The 19934-nt window shown below is 68.8% G+C and carries 17 protein-coding genes; 5 read left to right on the top strand and 12 right to left on the bottom strand.

What is annotated here, in order from left to right; genetic code table 11:
* Positions 1-57: 57 nt before the first annotated feature.
* The 5 genes from Q7C18_RS00705 to infC all read right to left on the bottom strand — a co-directional run bounded on the left by Q7C18_RS00705 (position 58) and on the right by infC (position 3196).
* Positions 58-378, bottom strand: a complete 321-nt coding sequence (locus Q7C18_RS00705) for an RNHCP domain-containing protein (protein WP_070159262.1) — start codon at positions 376-378, stop codon at positions 58-60.
* Positions 375-1361: an RNA methyltransferase gene (locus Q7C18_RS00700; RefSeq protein WP_311023585.1), complete on the bottom strand. Its 987-nt coding sequence runs from the start codon at positions 1359-1361 to the stop codon at positions 375-377. The genes Q7C18_RS00705 and Q7C18_RS00700 overlap by 4 nt, the downstream gene beginning before the upstream one ends.
* Before the next feature lie 142 nt (positions 1362-1503).
* Positions 1504-1887, bottom strand: a complete 384-nt coding sequence (gene rplT / locus Q7C18_RS00695) for a 50S ribosomal protein L20 (protein WP_070159259.1) — start codon at positions 1885-1887, stop codon at positions 1504-1506.
* A gap of 116 nt (positions 1888-2003) precedes the next feature.
* A complete protein-coding gene (rpmI, locus tag Q7C18_RS00690; RefSeq protein ID WP_070159257.1) occupies positions 2004-2198 on the bottom strand; it encodes a 50S ribosomal protein L35 in 195 nt (64 codons plus the stop codon).
* Between the two features lie 353 nt (positions 2199-2551).
* The gene (infC, locus tag Q7C18_RS00685; RefSeq protein ID WP_237089946.1) at positions 2552-3196 is read right to left on the bottom strand and encodes a translation initiation factor IF-3; all 645 of its coding nucleotides are present in this window, start codon (positions 3194-3196) and stop codon (positions 2552-2554) included.
* Positions 3197-3384: 188 nt separating this feature from the next.
* Here infC and Q7C18_RS00680 point away from each other — a divergent pair, with 188 nt between their 5' ends.
* The gene (locus Q7C18_RS00680; protein WP_311023583.1) at positions 3385-3777 is read left to right on the top strand and encodes a DUF1844 domain-containing protein; all 393 of its coding nucleotides are present in this window, start codon (positions 3385-3387) and stop codon (positions 3775-3777) included.
* 52 nt (positions 3778-3829) lie between these two features.
* Here Q7C18_RS00680 and Q7C18_RS00675 read toward each other — a convergent pair whose 3' ends face one another.
* On the bottom strand, positions 3830-4285 hold the full coding sequence (locus tag Q7C18_RS00675; protein WP_085437163.1) for a hypothetical protein: 456 nt from the start codon (positions 4283-4285) through the stop codon (positions 3830-3832).
* 565 nt (positions 4286-4850) lie between these two features.
* Here Q7C18_RS00675 and Q7C18_RS00670 point away from each other — a divergent pair.
* The gene (locus Q7C18_RS00670) at positions 4851-5099 is read left to right on the top strand and encodes a WhiB family transcriptional regulator (RefSeq protein ID WP_070159252.1); all 249 of its coding nucleotides are present in this window, start codon (positions 4851-4853) and stop codon (positions 5097-5099) included.
* A 139-nt stretch (positions 5100-5238) separates the two neighbouring features.
* Here the strand turns inward: Q7C18_RS00670 and Q7C18_RS00665 are convergent, their stop codons facing one another.
* The 4 genes from Q7C18_RS00665 to Q7C18_RS00650 form a co-directional block, all read right to left on the bottom strand.
* Positions 5239-6771, bottom strand: coding sequence for a sensor histidine kinase (locus tag Q7C18_RS00665; RefSeq protein ID WP_070159250.1), 1533 nt, complete (start codon positions 6769-6771; stop codon positions 5239-5241).
* Positions 6772-6774: 3 nt separating this feature from the next.
* Positions 6775-11592 (bottom strand): NAD-glutamate dehydrogenase, encoded by a 4818-nt coding sequence (locus tag Q7C18_RS00660; RefSeq protein ID WP_311023580.1) that lies wholly within the window; start codon positions 11590-11592, stop codon positions 6775-6777.
* A 75-nt stretch (positions 11593-11667) separates the two neighbouring features.
* Complete coding sequence (locus Q7C18_RS00655; RefSeq protein WP_311023578.1) at positions 11668-13320, bottom strand: hypothetical protein; 1653 nt, start codon at positions 13318-13320, stop codon at positions 11668-11670.
* Complete coding sequence (locus Q7C18_RS00650) at positions 13317-14087, bottom strand: hypothetical protein (RefSeq protein WP_311023576.1); 771 nt, start codon at positions 14085-14087, stop codon at positions 13317-13319. Before Q7C18_RS00650 ends, Q7C18_RS00655 begins: the two co-directional genes overlap by 4 nt.
* A gap of 245 nt (positions 14088-14332) precedes the next feature.
* Between Q7C18_RS00650 and Q7C18_RS00645 the strand changes: the two genes are divergently transcribed.
* Positions 14333-14569 (top strand): helix-turn-helix domain-containing protein, encoded by a 237-nt coding sequence (locus tag Q7C18_RS00645; RefSeq protein WP_070159245.1) that lies wholly within the window; start codon positions 14333-14335, stop codon positions 14567-14569.
* A gap of 1 nt (position 14570) precedes the next feature.
* Here Q7C18_RS00645 and Q7C18_RS00640 read toward each other — a convergent pair whose 3' ends face one another.
* Positions 14571-15134 (bottom strand): hypothetical protein, encoded by a 564-nt coding sequence (locus Q7C18_RS00640; protein ID WP_070159243.1) that lies wholly within the window; start codon positions 15132-15134, stop codon positions 14571-14573.
* A gap of 362 nt (positions 15135-15496) precedes the next feature.
* Between Q7C18_RS00640 and Q7C18_RS00635 the strand changes: the two genes are divergently transcribed.
* The gene (locus Q7C18_RS00635; RefSeq protein ID WP_311023574.1) at positions 15497-16420 is read left to right on the top strand and encodes a LysM domain-containing protein; all 924 of its coding nucleotides are present in this window, start codon (positions 15497-15499) and stop codon (positions 16418-16420) included.
* Positions 16421-16537: 117 nt separating this feature from the next.
* Positions 16538-17227 carry an Rv3235 family protein gene (locus tag Q7C18_RS00630; protein ID WP_311023573.1) on the top strand — a complete coding sequence of 230 codons (690 nt, stop codon included), beginning with the start codon at positions 16538-16540 and terminating at the stop codon, positions 17225-17227.
* A gap of 16 nt (positions 17228-17243) precedes the next feature.
* Here Q7C18_RS00630 and secA read toward each other — a convergent pair whose 3' ends face one another.
* Complete coding sequence (gene secA / locus Q7C18_RS00625) at positions 17244-19916, bottom strand: preprotein translocase subunit SecA (protein WP_311023571.1); 2673 nt, start codon at positions 19914-19916, stop codon at positions 17244-17246.
* Positions 19917-19934: the final 18 nt, after the last annotated feature.

Genomic DNA, 19934 nt, shown 5'->3' with positions numbered 1-19934 from the left:
GGCCATCACTGTGCTGACGTCGCCACGACGCCAGGCCCATGGACTCGCAGGCGCCACTCAGCGGGGTCGCTGCAGGGCGATGACCGCGTCCATGTCATCATCCGGGGCCAGCCGATTCCGGTCCGTGACCCCACAGGCGGTGCACCGGTGGATGAGGATGAAGCCCTTCTTCCCGGAGTGGTCGACGCCGACCGGCGCCATCACGGCCCCGCAGTCGGCAGACCGGTCCCCCGGCACGACGTCCACATGCCGTGAATGCAGGCAGAACGGGCAGTGGTTGCGGTAGCTGCCCCCGGAATGTCGGCTGACCTCCCGGCCGCAGTGCCCGCAGACGAATCCGGTGTTCTCCACCTCTCGACCGCCGGGCGCGTAGCTCATGGAGTCTCCCCCACGGCACCTCCGGCCTCAGCGCGCGCCATGGCTGAGGCGTAGAGGCACACGGTGGCCGCGGTGGCGACGTTCAGCGACTCTGCCTGCCCGTAGAGCGGGATGGAGACCCGACGATCGGCGAGCCCACGCTGCTCGGAGCTGAGCCCGTGGGCCTCATTGCCCAGCAGCCACAGCGTCGGGGATCCGAGATCCTCCATCTCCGGCAGCGGGACCTCTCCTCCGCCGTCGGCGGCCAGCACCTGCAGCCCCGCGCTCCTGGCGGTGGCCACCAGCCGCTGCGGGTCCGTCCCGGTGAGCAGCGGGAGGTGGAAATGCGAGCCCGCAGCGGAGCGGACCACCTTCGGCGCCCAGGGATCCACGCTGCCCGGCGTGAGCACGACGGCCGCCGCACCGGCGGCGTCGGCGGTGCGGATGATGGTGCCGGCATTGCCCGGGTCCTGGACTCCGAGCAGGCCTGCGACCAACCCAGCCGGCGCTCCTGGGCTCTCGGGCCCGCCGAGCAGGGACTCCAGCGGATCGGCCCCGCCGTCGCTCGCCCCCGTCTGCGGGATGCGGCACACGGCCAGCACTCCCTGAGAGGTCTCGGCGTCTCCCATGGCTGCCAGGACCTCCGCAGTGGCCTCGCGCAGGAAGAACCGCGCCGGCCGCGGAAGGGCGGCCTGCGGGTCGAAGAGAACACCCCGGGCCTGGTCCAGCAGCGCCTGGAGATCCGGATGGGCGCTCAGCGCCTCGGCGTCGAAGAAGAGCGCGTCCAGCTCCGGCAGGCCCTTGACGGCGGAAGCCGGGTGACGCGCCGCGCCGTCGGGGACGCCCTCCCAGCGGCGCAGCCACAGGGTCAGCGCCTCCCGCACGGGCTGAGGACCTTCGGCGAGGAAGAGCCGCTGACGACGCCGGCCCGCCCGGGTCGCCAGCGAGGCCACCTTCTTCACGCGGTCCGCATGGGGGTTGTTCAGCACTGCAGGATCAGTCATGGTCCTCATTCTTCCTCACCGGTGGCCGCAGCGGCCCCGACGTCGCCGATCCGTCAGAGCTCCCTGCGCGGACATGACGACGGCGCCCGCCCCTGGTGTCCAGGGGCGGGCGCCGTCCACAGCTGGTCTCAGCCGATCAGGCTCAGGCGGCCTTCTTGGCGTTGACGTCCTGCGGCAGAGCCTTGCGCGCCACGTCAACCAGGGTCTCGAAAGCCTTGGCGTCGGAGACGGCGAGCTCAGCCAGCATGCGACGGTCGACCTCCACCTCAGCGGCCTTCAGGCCCTGGATGAAGCGGTTGTAGGTCAGACCGTGGGCGCGGGACGCAGCGTTGATGCGCTGGATCCACAGGCGGCGGAAGTCGCCCTTGCGCTTCTTGCGGTGCTGGTAGTTGTAGGTGTAGCTGTGCAGCAGCTGCTCCTTGGCCTTCCGGTAGAGGCGGGAACGCTGACCGCGGTAGCCGGAGGCCCGGTCGAGGACCTTGCGGCGCTTCTTGTGGGCGTTGACCGCCCTCTTCACTCGTGCCACGTGAAATCTCCTAGTGCAGTGAGTCTTCTGGTGTTCATAGGCCCGGGAGGCGGCATGCTCATCGGCATGCCACGCCGCCCAGAGGCCCGGTCATCGGGATCGAGGTCGCAGGACGCTCAGATGCCCAGCATCCGCTTGATGCGCTTCTCGTCGGCCTTGGTGACGATGCGGTCACCGGCCAGACGACGCGTCAGGCGGGAAGACTTGTGCTCCAGGTAGTGGCGACGGTTGGCCTGCTGGCGCTTGATCTTGCCGGAGCCGGTCAGCTTGAATCGCTTCTTGGCCCCGGAGTGGGTCTTCATCTTCGGCATGGTGCCGTTCTCCTTACATCGTGCGGACCTGCAACGCCTACGAGGCCCGTCCGTCGACCCCGGAACGTATCCGAGGCCTCGGCCGGGCAGCGGCGCAGAGGTGGGGCCGACCGGCGTCGCGTCTCCGACGTCCCGGCGAAGGACGCCGTGGACGAGGGTGTCGCGGGCCTCGGCCCCCTTGTCATAGGAACGACAGGATGTTGACGCGTGACGCGCAGGCACATCCTGCCGTGAACCCGAAGAGCCATTCTACGCCATGCGGCACCGGAAGGCATGTTGGGCATGCAGTGGCCCTCCGTCGCAGATCCGACGGAGGGCCACTGTGATGATCTTCTGCGGCGGACCGCAGAGATCTAGAGGTTCTTCAGCTCGTCCGGGAGGTAGTCAGCCATGGAGTTGGACAGCGGCTTGACGTCCTTCTTCTCCGTGGAGACCCGCTCCTGGTTCTTGCGGGCACGCTTCGAGGGGGTGCCCTTGGGCTCCGCCTCTGCGGCCTCGGCCGCTGCTTCGGCGGCCTCCTGCTTCTTGACCTCTGCCTTGGTCTTCAGCGGTCCGACGACCATCACCATGTGACGCCCGTCCTGACGCGGGGAGGACTCGACCGAGCCCAGGTCCCCCACGTCCTCCGCGAACCGCTGGAGCAGTCGGACACCCATCTCCGGGCGCTGCTGCTCACGACCGCGGAACTGGATCATGGCCTTGACCTTGTCACCGGCGGAGAGGAATCCTCGGGCGCGGCTGACCTTGGTCTCATAGTCGTGGTCGTCGATCTTGAGACGGAACCGGACCTCTTTGAGCGTGGTCGTGGTCTGGTTCTTCCGGGATTCACGAGCCTTGACAGCGGCCTCGTACTTCCACTTGCCGAAGTCCATCAGCTTGCAGACGGGAGGCTTCGCGCGGGGCGCGACCTCGACCAGGTCCAGACCGGCCTCGGAGGCCAGCCGCTGGGCGTCCTCGATCCTGACGATGCCGACCTGCTCCCCCTGCGGGCCGACCAGGCGGACCTCCGGAACTCGGATCCGTTCGTTGATGCGTGGTTCGCTGATCTGTCCAACTCCTGTTTGATGACGATGGCGAGTGGGCGTCGTCGGTGTGGAACCCCGATGGCGGGGTGCGAGATGACGCCCGCTTCGGCGCTCAGGGCGCGCATCGCGCGCCTACCGAGACATGTGACAAGCTTACCAGCATGCAGAGTGACCAGAACAACCGTCCCGACGCCACCCCCTCCTCCGAGGGGCCCGACGTCGAGGGGATCAAGCAGGCCCGAGACATCGCCGAAGTCCCGGCCGTGGAGCTGATCAACACCGTGGCCGTGCACCTGATGAGTGCGGCCGCCGTCAAGACCGGCCTCGCCGACGACCCGGAGGCCGAGGCGCTGAAGGACCTGGACGAGGCACGTAAGCTCATCACTGCCCTGGCCGGCCTGGTCACGGCGGCCGCCCCGGAGGTCGGCTCCACCCACGCCGCGCCGCTGCGCGACGGCCTCCGCTCGCTGCAGCTGGCTTTCCGCGAGGAGTCGCTCGTGCCGGACGCACCGGGCAAGGGCCCCGGCGAGAAGTGGACCGGTCCGGTCAACTGACCCGACGCCGCTGACCGTCCCAGCGCAGCGCCCACCCGGCCCGAGGGCCGACTCAGGAGGGAGCGCCGTCTCCGGCGGCGAGCCATGCCTGAGTCGGCCCCACGAAGGCCAGCACCAGGGCCACGGCGGCCGGGACGAGGAACAGCGCACCGACCTGCCACACCCCCGAGGCGAAGAAGCTGAACGAGAGCACCACGATCATCAGCTGCAGGACCATCGCCGGAGTGCGGGCACCGGGCGCCCCCATGAACAGCCGGAAGCCCAGCAGGATCAGCACTGCCGCCAGCAGCAGATAGAGCACCAGCATCGCGATGTAGCCGACAGTGTCGAGCTGCTCAGGCTCCGAGGCGACGAACTGCGCCACGGAGCTGAAGCCCACGGCGAGCCCCTGCATCAGCAGGATCAGGAAGATCAGCCACACCGGCCACGGCCGCGGCCTGGCCTGGGTGAAGCGTCGGGGCCCCTGCGGGGCATTGAAGTCCGGCTGGGGAGAGTCCTTCTCGGGCATGCCCACCATTGAACCACCCGGGCCCTATGAGCGCCCGGCCGGGGAGTCCCTCCGGCGGCATTCCGTCCAGTCCGCCCGCCCTGCCGGACCGCCGACATGGCCGCACCCGACGTCCGACCTCTCCGGCAACCCTGCCGATGCTCGGGGGCCCAGGGCCGTCCACCAGACTGTGACGCCCCTTGAGGACCGCACGCGGGGCACACGCAAGTCGCCCCAGGTCAGCCCGGGAGGCCGCCGAGGCGACCTCTCTGCGCCCGCCGGATCACACTTTCTGCTGTGAGCAATGCCACAGCGTTTCGGGCGTATTTCTGCCCTGCGAAGTCTTGTTTGCATCCTGTTAACGTGTCAGCCTTGAACACGTACTTCTCCGGGTTGGCAGTCCTCTGGCTCTGCCTGCGCGACTGCGCCCTACGGTCAGGTCCCGCACCGACAACTGAAGCTTCTGCCTTCCGGAGGCGGCACGGACTCCCCGAGGCCTACCCCTGGGCCCCGGGTCGAGGAACTGCCGCAGCACCCCACCCGAGCAACAGCGTCCCACCACCGGACGCAAGGAGTAGTGATTCCCATGGATTGGCGCAGCCGAGCAGCGTGCCTGGACAAGGACCCCGAGCTCTTCTTCCCCGTGGGCAACACCGGCCCCGCCCTGCTCCAGATCGAGGAGGCCAAGAGCGTGTGCCGCCGGTGCCCCGTGATGGACACCTGCCTGCAGTGGGCGCTGGAGACCGGCCAGGACGCCGGCGTCTGGGGCGGCATGAGCGAGGACGAGCGCCGAGCGCTGAAGCGTCGCGCCGCACGCGCGCGCCGGGCCTCCTGAGGCCCGCGTCCGGACAGGACGCCGCAGCAGCCCACCACGGACGACGGGGCGGGACTCTCCTCTCGGAGCAGTCCCGCCCCTTCGTCTGTCGTTCGCCTGTCGTACGTCTGTCGCTGCACACCGCAGCGCCCAGGACGGATCAGTGGTGCTGCGGGCCCAGGATCGGCGCCTTCAGCACCGCACGTGTGCCGACCGGTTCGCCGTCGGGTCCCTCACCGTGGTCCCAGTCGATCACCCCGGAGAGCTCTCCCCGCACCAGCGTCCTGACGATCTGCAGGCCCAGGCCCGGCTCCCAGTCCGTCTCCGGCAGCCCGACGCCGTCGTCGACGATCTCCAGCTCCAGCCGCTCCCGGCCGGCCGCGTCCGCTGAGCGACTCACCACCATGCGTACGGTCAGGCTGCGCCGGGTCGGATCCGGGCCGAAACCATGCTCCACGGCATTGGCCACCACTTCGGTGATGACCAGCGCCAGCGGAGTCACCATGTCCGGCGGCAGCTGGCCGAAGCTCCCCTCCAGGTGCGTCTCCACCCTGCGCTCGGACTGGGCCATCTCCGCGGCGAGCCTCAGCTGCCGGCGCATCAGCTCATCGACGTCGACGCTCTCCTCCAGCCCCTTCGACAGGGAGTCGTGGACCATCGCGATGGTCTCCACGCGACGCATCGCCCGACGCAGCCCGGCCCGGCCCTCCTCCGAGTCCATGCGCCGCGACTGCATCCGCAGCAGCGCCGAGACCGTCTGGAGATTGTTCTTCACCCGGTGGTGGATCTCCTTGATGGTCGCATCCTTGCTCATCAGCTGGCGATCACGGCGCCGCAGCTCGGTGACGTCTCGGCACAGCACCAGGGCGGCGAACCGCTCGCCGTCCTTGTACAGCGGGATGGACCGCAGCGTCACCGCGGCCCCGTGGGCCTCGAGCTCAGCACGCATCGCCCGGCGACCCGTCAGCAGCAGCGGCCGGGTCTCATCCACCACACCACCGGTGGAGCGTTCGAGCTCCGCCCCGATCCCGGCCAGGGAGCGGCCCTCCAGCGAGTCCGCCACTCCCAGCCGGGACAGCGCGGAGACGGCGTTGGGGCTGGCGAAGGCGATCTTGCCCTCGACGTCCAGACGCAGCAGCCCGTCCCCCACCCTCGGGGCTCCGCCGTAGGCGCTGAACTCCACGTGGGTCTCCGGCCACCGCCCCTGGCCCACCATGACCAGCAGATCGGCGGCGCAGCGCCGGTAGGTCAGCTCCAGCCGGGACGGGGTGCGCAGGGCGGTGACCGAGAAGTGCAGGGTCATCACCGCCAGGGTGCGACCCCCGCGGATCAGCGGGATCGCGGTGACCCGCATCCGGGCCGGGGCGGGCCGGCCCTCATCCGAGGAGTTCGTCTCCACCTGATAGCGCCAGGCCCGTTCCACCATGGGTTTGAGGTCCGCACGGATCCTGTCCCCGACGACGTCACGGTGCACCACCGTCTGTGTCGTGGAGGGGCGCGCCTGGGCCAGCGCGATGAAGGACCTGTCCTCCGCGGAGACGAATCCCTCCACGGTGTGAGGAAACCACAGGACCAGGTCGGAGAACGCCAGGTCAGAGAGCATCTGCCAGTCCGCGACCAGCGCATGCAGCCAGTCGGCATCCCCGTCATGCAGGTGCGGGTGGTCGATGAGCGGATCCTCGAAGACGGCCACGGCTCAGGCTCCGATGAGACCGCGCAGGTGCCGCAGCAGCACCGTCAACGACGCGATGTTGTCCGTCTTGAGCTGGTCCACCTCCGCCACCAGCCGCTCTGCCCGACTGATCTTCGCCTCGTTCTCCCGGCGCCAGGCCGCCATGCGCTCATCCGGCGTGCCCGGTTCGGTGCTCTTCAGCACCGAGGTCGTGACATCCCGGATCGCGTGGTAGAGCTCGTCACGCTGCGCGCCGCGGGCCAGCGCCTGCCACTTGTCCTTCCGCGGCAGCCCCGTGATGCGCTCCAGGAGCGAATCGGCGCTGAACTCGTCGTAGACCGTGTAGTACACACCCGCCACCTCGGCGGAGTCGACGCCGAGCTCCCGGGCCACGTCGGCGACGTCGAGCAGCGAGAACGTCTCGAACAGCTCGGAGACCCAGCGTGCCAGGTCCTCCGGCATGCCGGTGGCCAGCACCTCCTCCTTCTGCTGCAGAACGCGTTCCCGGTCCCCGCCCCGCAGGTGCTCCGAGAGGTTGCCGTACAGCGGTCGCAGGTGCTCGGCGAACAGCTCGACATCCTGCTGCACCGTGGTGCCCCGGGGGGCGTGGTTGACGCACCACCGGACCGCGCGGTCCAGCAGGCGCCGCATGTCAAGGTAGGTCAGCGCCCACCGCTCGCGGGGGAAGCTCACCGGCAGGCTGCGCATCGCGGCGTCGAACTCATCGAGGCGGAACAGTTCCCGCACCGTGGCGAAGGCCCGCACCACCTGAGCCTCCGAGGCGAAGGTCTCCTCCATCGCGCGGAAGACGAACGTGGCCCCACCCATGTTGATCACGTCGTTCGCCAGCACAGTGGCGATGATCTCCCGATGCAGCGGATGCCGTGGCAGCTCCGAGGCGAAGCGGGAGGTGATCTCCTCGGGGAAGTAGTCCTCCAGCAGCGAGGTGAACCAGGCGTCGTCGGGAAGGTCCGAAGCCACCAGCGCACCCTTGAGCTGGATCTTCGCATAGGCCACCAGCACCGCCAGCTCCGGGGAGGTCAGCGGCTGGGACGCATCCCGCCGCTCCTCGAGCTGAGCGTCGGAGGGCAGCACCTCCAGCTCTCGGTCCAGTCCGGCAGAGTCCTCCAACCAGCCCATGAGCCGCTGGAAGCTCGGCGACCAGTCGCCCATCCGATGCCGGTCGGTCATGAGCAGGATGTTCTGGTCCCGGTTGGTCTGCAGGACCAGCTCGGCGACGTCGTCGGTCATCTCCCGCAGCAGCTCGTCCCGCTCCTCGGCCGCCAGGTGGCCCGAGGAGATCAGCTGGTCCACCAGGATCTTGATGTTGACCTCGTGGTCCGAGCAGTCCACGCCGGCGGAGTTGTCGATGGCGTCGGTGTTGAGCCGCACCCCCTGCTGGGCCGCCTCGATGCGGCCGGCCTGGGTGAGACCCAGGTTGCCGCCCTCGCCCACCACGCGGGCCCGCACCTGCCGACCGTCGACGCGGATGCCGTTGTTCGCGCGGTCGCCGACCTCCTCGTGGGTCTCGTGCGAGGCCTTCACATACGTGCCGATCCCGCCGTTGTACAGCAGGTCCACCGGGGCCTGCAGCAACGCATGGAGCAGCTCCGGCGGCGTCATGACCTCGACGCCGGCCGGAAGGTCGAACCGCCGTCGCATCGGCTCCGTGATGGTGATCGTCTTCGCCGTGCGGGAGAAGACGCCGCCGCCGGCAGAGATCAGCGACTCGTCGTAGGCGTCCCAGCCGGACCGTCCGGCCGTGAACAGCCGCTGGCGCTCCCGGAAGGATGCGCCGGAGTCGGGGTCCGGGTCGATGAAGATGTGCAGGTGGTTGAACGCCGCCACCAGCCGGATGTGCTCCGAGAGCAGCATTCCGTTGCCGAACACGTCCCCAGACATGTCACCGATGCCGATGACGGTGAAATCCTCGCTCTGGGTGTCGTGGCCCAGCTCCGAGAAGTGCGACTTCACCGACTCCCAGGCGCCGCGGGCGGTGATGCCCATCGCCTTGTGGTCATAGCCCACTGAGCCGCCCGAGGCGAAGGCATCGCCCAGCCAGTGCCCGTACTCGGCGGAGACCGCGTTGGCCGTATCGGAGAACGTGGCCGTGCCCTTGTCCGCGGCCACCACCAGGTAGGCATCGTCGCCGTCGTGCCGGACCACGTTCTCCGGTGCCACGATCTCCATCTGCCCGTCGCGCTCCAGCTGGTTGTCGGTGATGTCCAGCAACCCTCGGATGAAGACCTTGTAGGCCTCGCGACCGGCTTCGAACCATGCCCCGCGGTCCTCCGCCGGGTCGGGCAGCTGCTTGGCGTAGAAGCCGCCCTTAGCGCCCGAGGGCACGATCACCGCGTTCTTCACCATCTGTGCCTTCACCAGACCGAGGACCTCCGTGCGGAAGTCCTCCTGACGGTCCGACCAGCGCAGACCGCCACGGGCGACCTTGTCGAAGCGCAGGTGAACCCCTTCCACCTGCGGCGAGTACACCCAGATCTCATGGGCCGGACGGGGCTGCGGAGCCGAGTCGATGGTGCCCGGCGTCAGCTTCAGGGACAGCCAGTCCCGGCCCTGGTAGGCATTGGTCCGCTGCGTGGAGTCGATGAGGTTCAGGAACGTGGAGAGCACGCGGTCGGCGTCGAGGGTGCGCACATTCTCCAGCGCGTCCAGGATCCGCTGACGGGTCTCCTCCATCCGCTCGGCGCGGTCTTCGTCCAGCTGCGGGTCGAAGCGGGCCTCGAAGTAGGCCACCAGCGCGGCCGAGACCTCCGGATTCTGCAGCAGCGCCTCCGCCAGGAAGGCATAGGAGTGCGCGGACCCCAGCTGACGCATGTACTTCGCGTAGGCGCGCAGAACCGTCACCTTCTGGATGGACAGCCCGAGCTGCAGGACCAGGCGGGAGAAGATGTCCGACTCGGCGGTGCCCACCAGCACGTGGCTGTAGGCCTCCTTGAGCAGCTCGATCGTCGTGTGCGGATCCACTCCCGCCGGGTAGCAGAGGCCCAGGTCGTACAGGTGGAAGGTCGTGCCGTCGTCGCAGGTCAGCGTGTAGGAGCGCTCGTCCAGGATGGAGAGGCCGAAATCGTCGAGGATCGGCAGCGTGTCCGTCAGCGTCTTGGGCTCGGAGAGGTAGAGCTTCAGCCTCATATGCGCCGAGTCGTCCCCGCGAGGCGGGTAGAACTGCATGCGTGGGCCGTCCTCGGGGTGCCGCTCCAGCGTCTCGAACTGAGTGATGTCCGCCAGGGCGTCGGAGACCTCGTAGAGCACCCGGTAGTCCTCCGGGAAGGCGTCGCCCCACCGGCGGGTCAGGTCCTCCGCCCGACGGCCGGAGTACCGTTCCTCGGCCTCCTGGGTGATGCCCTCGGCCCAGGAGCGGATGGCCCGGGCCAGCCTGTTCTGCAGCTCGTCGACGGTGATCCCCAGCTCGGCGGCATCGCCCGAGAGGCGCATGCGGAAGAACACCCGAGCCAGGACGGATTCGGTCAGCAGGACGTTGAAGTCGATGGACTCCGCGTCGATGTGGCGCCGCAGCTCCTGCTCCACCCGTTGACGCACCGCCGTGTTGTACCGGTCCCTGGGCAGATACAGGATCGCCGTCATGAACCGCCCGTAGTGGTCCTTGCGAAGGAAGAGCTTCACCCGCCGGCGCTCCTGCAGCTGCAGGATCTGCCAGGCAGTCTCCTCGATCTCCTCGATGTCCATCTGCAGCAGCTCGTTGCGCGGATAGATCTCCAGGATCTGCATCAGGTCCGAGCCGGAATGGGAGTCCGGACTGAACCCGGAGCGTGCCAGGAGCTGCTGGGCCCGCGAGCGCAGCAGCGGGATGTTCTGGATCGACTGCGTGTAGGCCCGCTGGCTGAACAGACCCACGAAGCGGCGCTCTCCGCGCACCGACCCGTCCGGGCCGAAGGTCTTCACCGCGACGTAGTCCATGTAGGTGCGGCGACGCACCGTGGAACGGGAGTTCGCCTTGGTGATCACCAGCGCCCGGCGCTCCCGGGCCCTGGCCCGGCCGGCCTCGGAGAGCTCCGTGGTCCGGTGCAGGGTGCCCTTGCCGCGCACCTGGGAGAGGATGCCCAGCCCGGTCTCCTCCAGCGGCTGCAGGTGCACCGAGTCGTCATCGTGCTCATCGAGCTCGTACTCCCGGTAGCCGAGGAACAGGAAGTTCCCATCGGCCATCCAGTCGAGCAGGTCGGCCGACTCCTGGGACTCGTGAAGGCCTTCGGCCTCGCGCAGCAGCCCCGCTGCCCCGCGGGCCTTGCCGATCATGCGGTTCTGGTCCCGGTGGCTCGACTTCACGTCGTCGACGACGCTGTAGAGGCCCCCCACCAGCGCCTCCACCTGCTCGGCGGTGATCACCCGGTCCAGCTCCACGGCGATCCAGGACTCGACGTCGGTGCGCTGCCCCTCATCGGTCAGCACGGAGAGGTCCGGCAGGGTCTGGGTGTCGCCCGAGGACATGCCGCGCTGCGGAGCCGGGACGGAGCGCACACCCAGGACGTCGGAGCCTTCCGGGGTGCGGCTGACCAGGAAGATGGGGTGGACCACCAGGGACATGGCGTGCCCGTTCCGGGAGATCTCGGCAGTCACCGAGTCCACGAGGTGAGGCATGTCGTCGGTGACGACCAGCACGACGCTGCGGCCCTCCACGGTGACGACGTCCGCCTGCGGCGAGGAGTCCCTGCGGCGGCGGGCGAGCTCCAGATGACGAGCCACCCACTCTCTCTGATGCTCCGAGCTGACGGACCACAGATCCTCCGGAGCGACGTGGGCGAAGTACGCGCTCTCCAGAGTCTCCAGATCATCGTCACCACGAGTCCAGAGGGACTTCTCACCGGTCATGTGCACTCACTCTTTCTGGGTCATCGATGCCCCGGTCATGGGCCGGACCACGGTGTCCGACCGCCCGCACCCAGCCTACCGCCTCAGCAGGCGCCTCCGGCGCGTCGGAAGGGTCGCCCCGGCCAGGTCCGCGATCGCGTGGCGCAGGGCCGACTGGGGAGCCGACTCCGCCAGGACACGGCCGGTGAGCAGGGCGTCATCGCAGGCTGCACGGTCCCAGGGCAGGAAGGTCTCCAGCGCCTCGCCGGACCCGAACCGGTCCCAGGCCTCACGCAGCTGGTCCTCGGGGGCGCGGCCGACCGCCTCGCGCCGAATCTGGTTGATCAGCACCTGAGGCTCAGGGGTCTGCGGCAGGTTGAGCCGCAGGTCGTCCAGCGCCTTGACGAGGCGCGGGAAGGAGACGGGATCCGGCCCTCCGACCGCCAGCAGCGTGTCCGCCTCCTCCACGGCGGTGATCGTGGCCGCGTGCCGCTGCGGGGCGCGGGTGTCGAAGGTCAGCTCCTCGTCGTGCTCCGTGGGTGCGGCGACGTCGACCACCACGTGGGAGAAGTCACGGGCCGCCCGCTGCAGGACCTGGCGCAGGGCCCCGCCCCGCAGTTCGGGCCACCGATCGGCGCGCGGGAGTCCGGTGAGCAGGTGGAGCCGGTAGCCGCAGATGTCCACCACGGTCAGGGCCCGCCGCAGCCGTGCCGCATCGAGCCGCCCGAGGTCCGCCTGGCGGCAGGCCTGCGCCAGCCCTGCCGACTCCTCGAGAAGGCCCAGATGCGTGGCGGCCGAGGATGCGACGGTGTCAGCATCGATCAGCAGCACACGGGCGCCGGTCAGAGCCAGCTCTGCGGCCAGATTGACCGCCACGGTGGTGCGGCCCGGACTGCCCGGAGCTCCCCAGACGGTCGTGATCCCCGGACGTCGCAGCGCGGCACCGGAGTCCTCCTCTCCGGCGTCCTCCTCGGCGGCTGCCCGCAGGTCCGCATTCTGCGGTCCGGCGTCGTCCCGCCCGGTGGTGCCCCGCCGGGCGGCACCAGCTGCGCGTACGGCATCGTCGTCCCGTGCGGAACCGGTTCCGGCTGCCGCCAGGGGCCTGTCGTCCGGTGTGTGCTCCTCCTGTGTGGGCTCCTCCTGTGTGGGCTCCGCCGAGGCGGCCTCGCGCCGGCTCCGGGTCGTCTCGGCCGCGCTGAGCAGTTCGGCCAGCTCTGCGTCCAGCGGGTGCTGCCCTCCAGGAGCGCCCTCACCCTCCTGTGTGCGCCCCGGAGGCGCCTCCGACTCCGCACCGGAGTCGTGCACTGCAGCAGCCTGTACGTCCGCCGGGTCGACGGGGACGTCATCGAGCTCCTTCCCCACCGCCGCTGGAGCGCCCAGGAGATCCTCATCGGCCGACTGCTCGGGGACCGGCAGTCCCCGCAGCGCGTCGGTGAGCGTCTTCGCGTCCACGGTGTCAGGCAGCGCCACGATTCCCAGAGCCCGCAGTCGGGCACGTTCCTCGGAGACGTCGGACACCGCCACCACGACCAGCCCCGGCTCGGTGAACTCCGTCAGCAGGCTTCCCGTGATGGTCTCGGTCTCCCCGATGATCAGAACCGCATCGGCCTTTCCTGTCCGTGCGGCGGCCACCAGCTCTGCGAGGTCTGCGCACCGCCGATCGATAGTCACCGGACCATGGAGTCCCTCGACGGCGGCGATGTGATCCCGCTGAAGGTGACCGGCGGTGATGACCGAGCAGCGCCTCATGGCGCCTCCTCCTCGCCGCCCTCATCCTCATCGGCGTCCTCGCCCTCCGTGGACTCGCCGTCGGGGGCCGATTCGCCCTCATGGTCGGCGGCCGCCGGGGCTGCGCCCGCGGGCACGAGGGACAGAGCCGCCGCCGAGCTCCGCGCAGCGAGCACCTCGGGAAGGTCGTCGGGGGCCACCAGCAGCTCCACCGTGACCGCCGACTGGGCGCCGAAGGTCGAGCTGGACTCTGTCACCGCGGAGACCTCGGCCCCGGCGACCACCTGGTCCACGCGGGCACCGGCGTCCTCGCCGATCGCGCCGGGGGTCGTGGTCCACAGGTCCACCGCCCGACCCGGCTCGACCGCACGGGCGAGAGTGTCCTCGATCTCCAACGTGACCGCCTGCCGTCCCAGAGGGTCGACCGCGTCGACCGCTCGCGCGGGCACCAGCTCCCCCTCCTCCACCACGGAGACGAACTGCAGATCCGCAGGAGGCTCCCGGTCAGCGCTCAGGTACTGACCCGAGACGTCGTCCAGTCGCACGTCCACAACACGGAGGTCCTCAGCCGAGACCGGTTCGCCGACCGAGATCGTGCGGTCAGCCGCGTACACCGGGGCGGTGCGATCCTGGGAGCCGACCAGCGCCACGACGCCCGCCATCGAGACCACCACCAGGAGGACCCCCACGATGAGCCGCGGGTCCTTCCAGCTGGGCCGTCTCAGCCGATCCGCAGCCTCTGCCGCGGAGCGCGGCGCGGCGTCTGGGTGCTGTTTCTCTGAGGTCATGGATGTGCCCCTCGAAATCCGTTCCGTGCGAGTGGATGCGAGATGCCGTCGACATGGCATCGCCTCGCCTTCAGCGTACCGAATCCACCATCACCGCCGGGCTGCGCATGACAAGCTGTGGATATCCGCATCAACTGTGGACGAATCCCATCGAAGCCCACCGTCTGTGAGAGAATCACCTCATCGGGACGCGGCCGACAGGCCTGTCCCGACTGTCCGTGACGCCGTTCGAGTGAAGGAGACCGATGCGTCGCTTCCTCACCCTCCCCGACGTGGCCGAGATTCTGAACATCTCCATGGACCAGGCCCGCAGCCTCGTGCGCAGCGGAGACCTCGAGGCCATCCAGGTCGGAGGCCGCGGTCAGTGGCGGGTCGAGGAGGCCAAGCTCGATGAGTACATCGAGCGCCAGTACGAGGCCCAGCGCCAGGCGCGTCAGCAGCGCCGACGCACGACCCGCGCCGACTCGGAGTCCTCCGCCTGAATCAGACCGGGGGTCGGCCCTCCGCCCGAATCTCCGACATCGCAGCAAACGGCACGGTCCGCAGCCCGCGGGCTCCACGAAGCCGAGGCACCTCACCCGCGATGGTGAGGGCGACCTCGCAGTGGTCCCGACCCACGCTGAGCAGCAGCCCGTGGACGAGTACCTCACCCGCTGTGCCTCGGATCTCCACGACGAGGCGATCGCGCGCCAGCCGTCGAAGCACCGCAGCCATCCCCAGACGTCGACGCACCGAGCTGCGCTCACGCTCCGCCCGCCGAGGCAGACCGTCGATCGCCTGGACTGCCACCCGGGGGATCACCACGCCATGATGCCCCTCGGCTCCGGCGATCCACTCCTCGCCCACGGCTCCTAAGCTCAGCTCCACCACGCGCCCTCCGGGCAATGTCACGGCCACCGTCTCCCCGAGGGCCGCCCGGAGACGATCTCCGAGGTCCACCGAGGCCGTCTCATGACGTGTGAACTCCGCGATGTCCCGGCCCAACTCAGCTGCGGCCTCCCCCGCCCACTGGCTCTCGAGGTCGGCGAACAGCGCGTCCCATCGCATGTGATCCCCTCCTCAGGCCCCACCGCCCTTGTCGTTGCGGGACCACACTATCCGAATCGGCCTGTCCCGTGTAACATTCAAGACCACCAAACCACATCAAATCGCATCATCTGATTACACTCTGGGTCATGTCCTCCAGACGGCGATGAGGAGATGTGGATGAGCAGAAGGGATCAGGAAGGCCCATGAGCACGGCGACGCCTCTACGACGACGAGATCTTCACCGACCCGATCCACGGGGGCGGGCTGCACGGCGTGAACCGACCCGCAGCTCTGCCCGCCGCACCCGGCCCACCCGCACACGGACGATCCGGCGCGACGCCGGGCTGGAGGTGCCCGCACGGAGCGACCGCCTGCAGGACATGGTCCTCACGCTGCTCACCGTGGCGCTCGGCCCGGTCCTGCTGATCAGCGGTGCGGCCATCCTCGGGGTTCCCCTCGCGTCCATGCTCACGCCCCAGGCCCCGACGATCATGATGGAGAACCTTCCACGACTCGACGCCGGCCTGCGGGACGTCGAGCGAGTCGTGGGACTGGGCGCCGCGGCCGTGGGGCTGCTCCTGAGCGTGGCCTCACTGATCGCCGTGCTGGCCACAGCGCTGCTGGTGGCCCTCAGCCGGCTGGGTCGCGGCGAGGGCGGCCCCGCCCGGGCGCTGTTGGAACGACTCTCCCCGGGCTTCATGCGACGCAGTCTCGTGGTGGCTCTGACCGCCCAGCTCGCCGTCGGCGGCGCGGCCGTGGCGACCCACCTGCATCATCAGCCGACCGACCAGACACCCGTGGCCTCCGCTCCGCAGGAGACCGGAGGACCCGAGTCCGGACCGATCCATGACGACGCACGAGGAAGCTCGGACGGACAGACGCCGCTGGATGAGACGCGCTCGGCAGCCTCAGACCGCCAGAACGCTCCAGGCGACTCAGGAGATCCCGGGTCCGGCGGAGACCTGACGGACGACAGGCCCGACGCGCACACCACCGAGCACGAGACGACACAGGAGGAGGACGTCGTGAGTCCACTGTTCACCCCGGACGCCCCTGGTCCGGAGAACGACCGTCACCAGGGTGTGGAGACTCGCGAACGGGCCGCCCAGGAGGTCACCGTCCGTGCCGGCGACACCTTGTGGAGCATCGCCGCCGACCATCTGGGGCCGCAGGCCACCGAATGGGAGATCGCCGAGGCCTGGCCGCAGTGGCACGAGGCCAACCGGGAGATCATCGGTGAGGATCCGCACAGCCTCCTGCCTGGCGCCGTGCTCACGCCGCCGGATGACGACGGCCCCGCCTGAGCGGACCGCGGGAACAGATCTACTCCCGGAGGCGGGGCTGAACCCGATCGATGACGCAGACGACACGAGCTCGGAGCCTTCGACCGCCCGAGCCGCATCACCAGAGAGGACCTGACTATGACTGCGACCCTGTCCGAGCAGCACCCTGAGACCACCGTCCCGGAGCAGGCATCCGGCACCGCCCCTCACCTGAGATCCAGGCTCGCGCGCCGTCAGCGTCCCGCAGAGCCCGGGCCGGCAGAACCCCTGCTGCGACTCGACGCCACGGTGAGGGATGATCCTGAGGCCCGATGGCCCGGAACGCCGCTGCGTCGCCTCAACACGTTCCGACTGCAGCGTGAGGAGCAGGTCCAGCGTCTGCTCCGCCGACGAGAGGCCGCCGACGCGCTCTCTGCGGCCGGCGCCGAGGACACGGACGGCCGACGTCCCACAGAACTGGCCACACTCCGCGAAGAACGGCGCCAGGTGACCGCAGTCGCGCGCCTGGTCTGCCAGGCGACCATGGAGACGCTGGCCGGACAGCGCCCCGTCCAGCAGCTGGAGCGCTGGCTGGACCCAGGGGTCTTCGACAAGGTGCGCGAACGCGCAGAGCTTCTCGCGCACGCTCGGCGAGTCGACGCCGCCGACGACGCAGTCGCGGCCGCACGGGGCCCGCTCAGCCTGAAGCGACTCCGGTGCTGCGGCGTCTCCCGAGGCGTGTGGGAGGTCGCGGTGGTCTTCGCCGGCGAATCCCGGACCCGGGCCTGCGCGATGCGGCTCGAGGCGCACCGAGGCCGGTGGCGGGTCGTGGCCCTGGAGCTGGGCTGATCAGCTGGCAGGCTGATCAGCTGGCGCTGCGGGGCTCCGTCTGCTTTCCGCCCGTCTCCGTCGGCGCGGTGAAGTTCAGCTTCACCCGGCCCGGTTCCTCCTTCAGACCCGGAACGCTGACCTCTTTGCCTGCGGCGGCCACGCGCCCGTCCTTGACACCCGGCAGCTTCGTCGCCTGGGTCTTCGCGGCCGAAGAGGTCACCTCGGCGTTGAACAGGTAACGGACCGAGTCCTCACGGATCGAGTCGGCCATCGTCTGGAACAGCAGATAGCCCTCGCGCTGATACTCCACCAGGGGGTCGCGCTGAGCCATCGAGCGGAGACCGATTCCGGACTTCAGGTAGTCCATCTCGTAGAGATGCTCCTGCCACTTCTCGTCGATCACCGAGAGCAGGACACGACGCTCGAGCTGGCGCATGGCGTCCTCCCCGAGCTCCTCCTCCTTGCTCTCGTAGGCGATCTTCGCGTCAGAGACGACCTCCCGCTTGAGCATCTTCACGGTGATCTGATCGATCCCGCCGGCCTCCTCGACGATGTCCTCCACCGTCAGCGAGATCGGGTAGAGCGACTCCAGCTCCTCCCACAGGCCCTCGAGATCCCAGTCCTCCGAAGAGTTGGCCGTGGTCTTCTCGTCGATCATCAGACCGATCGCATCCTCGATGAAGTGCTGGACCTTCTCGTGGACGTCGTCGCCCTCCAGGATGCGACGGCGGTCGGAGTAGATCGCCTCACGCTGACGGTTCATGACGTCGTCGTACTTGAGCACGTTCTTGCGGATCTCGGTGTTCTGACCCTCACGCTGCTGCTGGGCATTGGCGATCGCACCGGAGACGAACTTGTGCTCCACCGGGATCTGCTCGTCCATGGCCTTCGAGTTCATGATCCGCTGAGCTGCTGCCTGGTTGAACAGGCGCATGAGGTCATCGGTCAGGGAGATGTAGAACCGGGACTCGCCGGGGTCGCCCTGACGGCCGGACCGGCCGCGGAGCTGGTTGTCGATACGGCGGGACTGGTGACGCTCCGTGCCCAGCACGTAGAGGCCGCCGAGCTCGCGGACCTCGTCGCCCTCCGTCTCCGCCTCCTCCTTGGCCGCAGTGAAGACCTCGTCCCACGTGGCCTCGTACTCCTCGGCGTCCTCCACCGGATCCAGGCCCAGCTTCTCCATCGCATGGACCGCGTTGAACTCGGCATTGCCGCCGAGCATGATGTCCGTGCCTCGGCCGGCCATGTTGGTGGCTACGGTGACCGCACCCTTGCGACCCGCCTGGGCGACGATCGCCGCCTCCCGCTCATGGTTCTTCGCGTTGAGGACCTCATGCCGGATGCCGGCCTTCGCCAGGAGCTTGGAGAGGTACTCAGACTTCTCCACGGACTCCGTGCCGACCAGGACAGGCTGGCCCTTCTCGTGCCGCTCGATGATGTCCTTCAGCACCGCGTCGAACTTCACGACCTCGTTCTTGTAGACCAGGTCATTGTGGTCCACGCGCTGTCGCGGCTTGTTCGGCGGGATCGGGACGACGCCGAGCCCGTAGGTGGACATGAACTCGGCGGCCTCGGTCTCCGCGGTGCCGGTCATGCCGGAGATCTTCTCGTAGCCACGGAAGTAGTTCTGCAGCGTGACGGTGGCGCGGGTCTGGTTCTCCGCCTTGATCCGCACACCCTCCTTGGCCTCGATGGCCTGGTGCAGCCCTTCGTTGTAGCGGCGGCCCTTGAGCATGCGGCCGGTGTGCTCGTCGACGATGTGTACCTCGTTCTTCACGACCACATAGTCGGTGTCCCGCTTGTAGAGCTCCTTGGCGCGGATCGCGTTGTTCAGGTACTGGATGAGGGTGGTGTTCTGGGTCTCGTAGAGGTTCTCGATGCCCAGATAGTCCTCGACCTTGTCGATTCCGGGCTCCAGCACGCCGACGGTGCGCTTCTTCTCGTCGACCTCGTAGTCCTCGTCCTTGTGGAGCTTCTTCACCAGAGTCGCGAAGTCGGTGTACCACCGGGAGATGTCGCCGGAGGCCGCGCCGGAGATGATCAGCGGCGTGCGGGCCTCGTCGATCAGGATCGAGTCGATCTCGTCGATGATCGCGTAGTGATGCTCCCGCTGGACCAGATCGTCCAGGGACTGAGCCATGTTGTCACGCAGGAAGTCGAAGCCGAACTCATTGTTCGTGCCGTAGGTGATGTCTGCGGCGTAGGCCTCACGCCGCTGAGCCGGCCGGAGATCGTTGGTGATGGTTCCGGTGGTCATGCCCAGGAAGCGGAAGACGCGGCCCATCAGGTCCGACTGGTACTTCGCCAGGTAATCGTTGACCGTGACGACATGCACGCCCTTGCCGGTCAGCGCGTTCAGATAGGCAGGCAGAGTCGCCACCAGCGTCTTGCCCTCACCGGTTCCCATCTCTGCGATGTTGCCCAGGTGCAGCGCGGCGCCTCCCATGAGCTGGACGTCGTAATGGCGCTGCCCCAGGGTGCGCTGCGACGCCTCACGGACGGCGGCGAAGGCCTCCGGCAGCAGAGAGTTCAGCGACTCGCCGTCCTGGTGGCGCTCACGATAACGGTCCGTCTCGGCGCGCAGCTCGGCGTCGGACAGCTCCTTGAACTCATCCTCCAAGAGGTTGACGGCGTCCGCGTAGGCGCGCAGCGTCTTGAGGATCTTCTTGTCCCCGGTCTTGAGGATTCGTTCGAGCAGAGTAGGCACGGCCGGTTCTCCATCAGG

The sequence above is a fragment of the Nesterenkonia sp. CL21 genome (genome assembly GCF_031705515.1).
GTDB classification, from domain to species: domain Bacteria; phylum Actinomycetota; class Actinomycetes; order Actinomycetales; family Micrococcaceae; genus Nesterenkonia; species Nesterenkonia aethiopica.
This window is presented reverse-complemented; position numbering and strand designations above follow the sequence as displayed.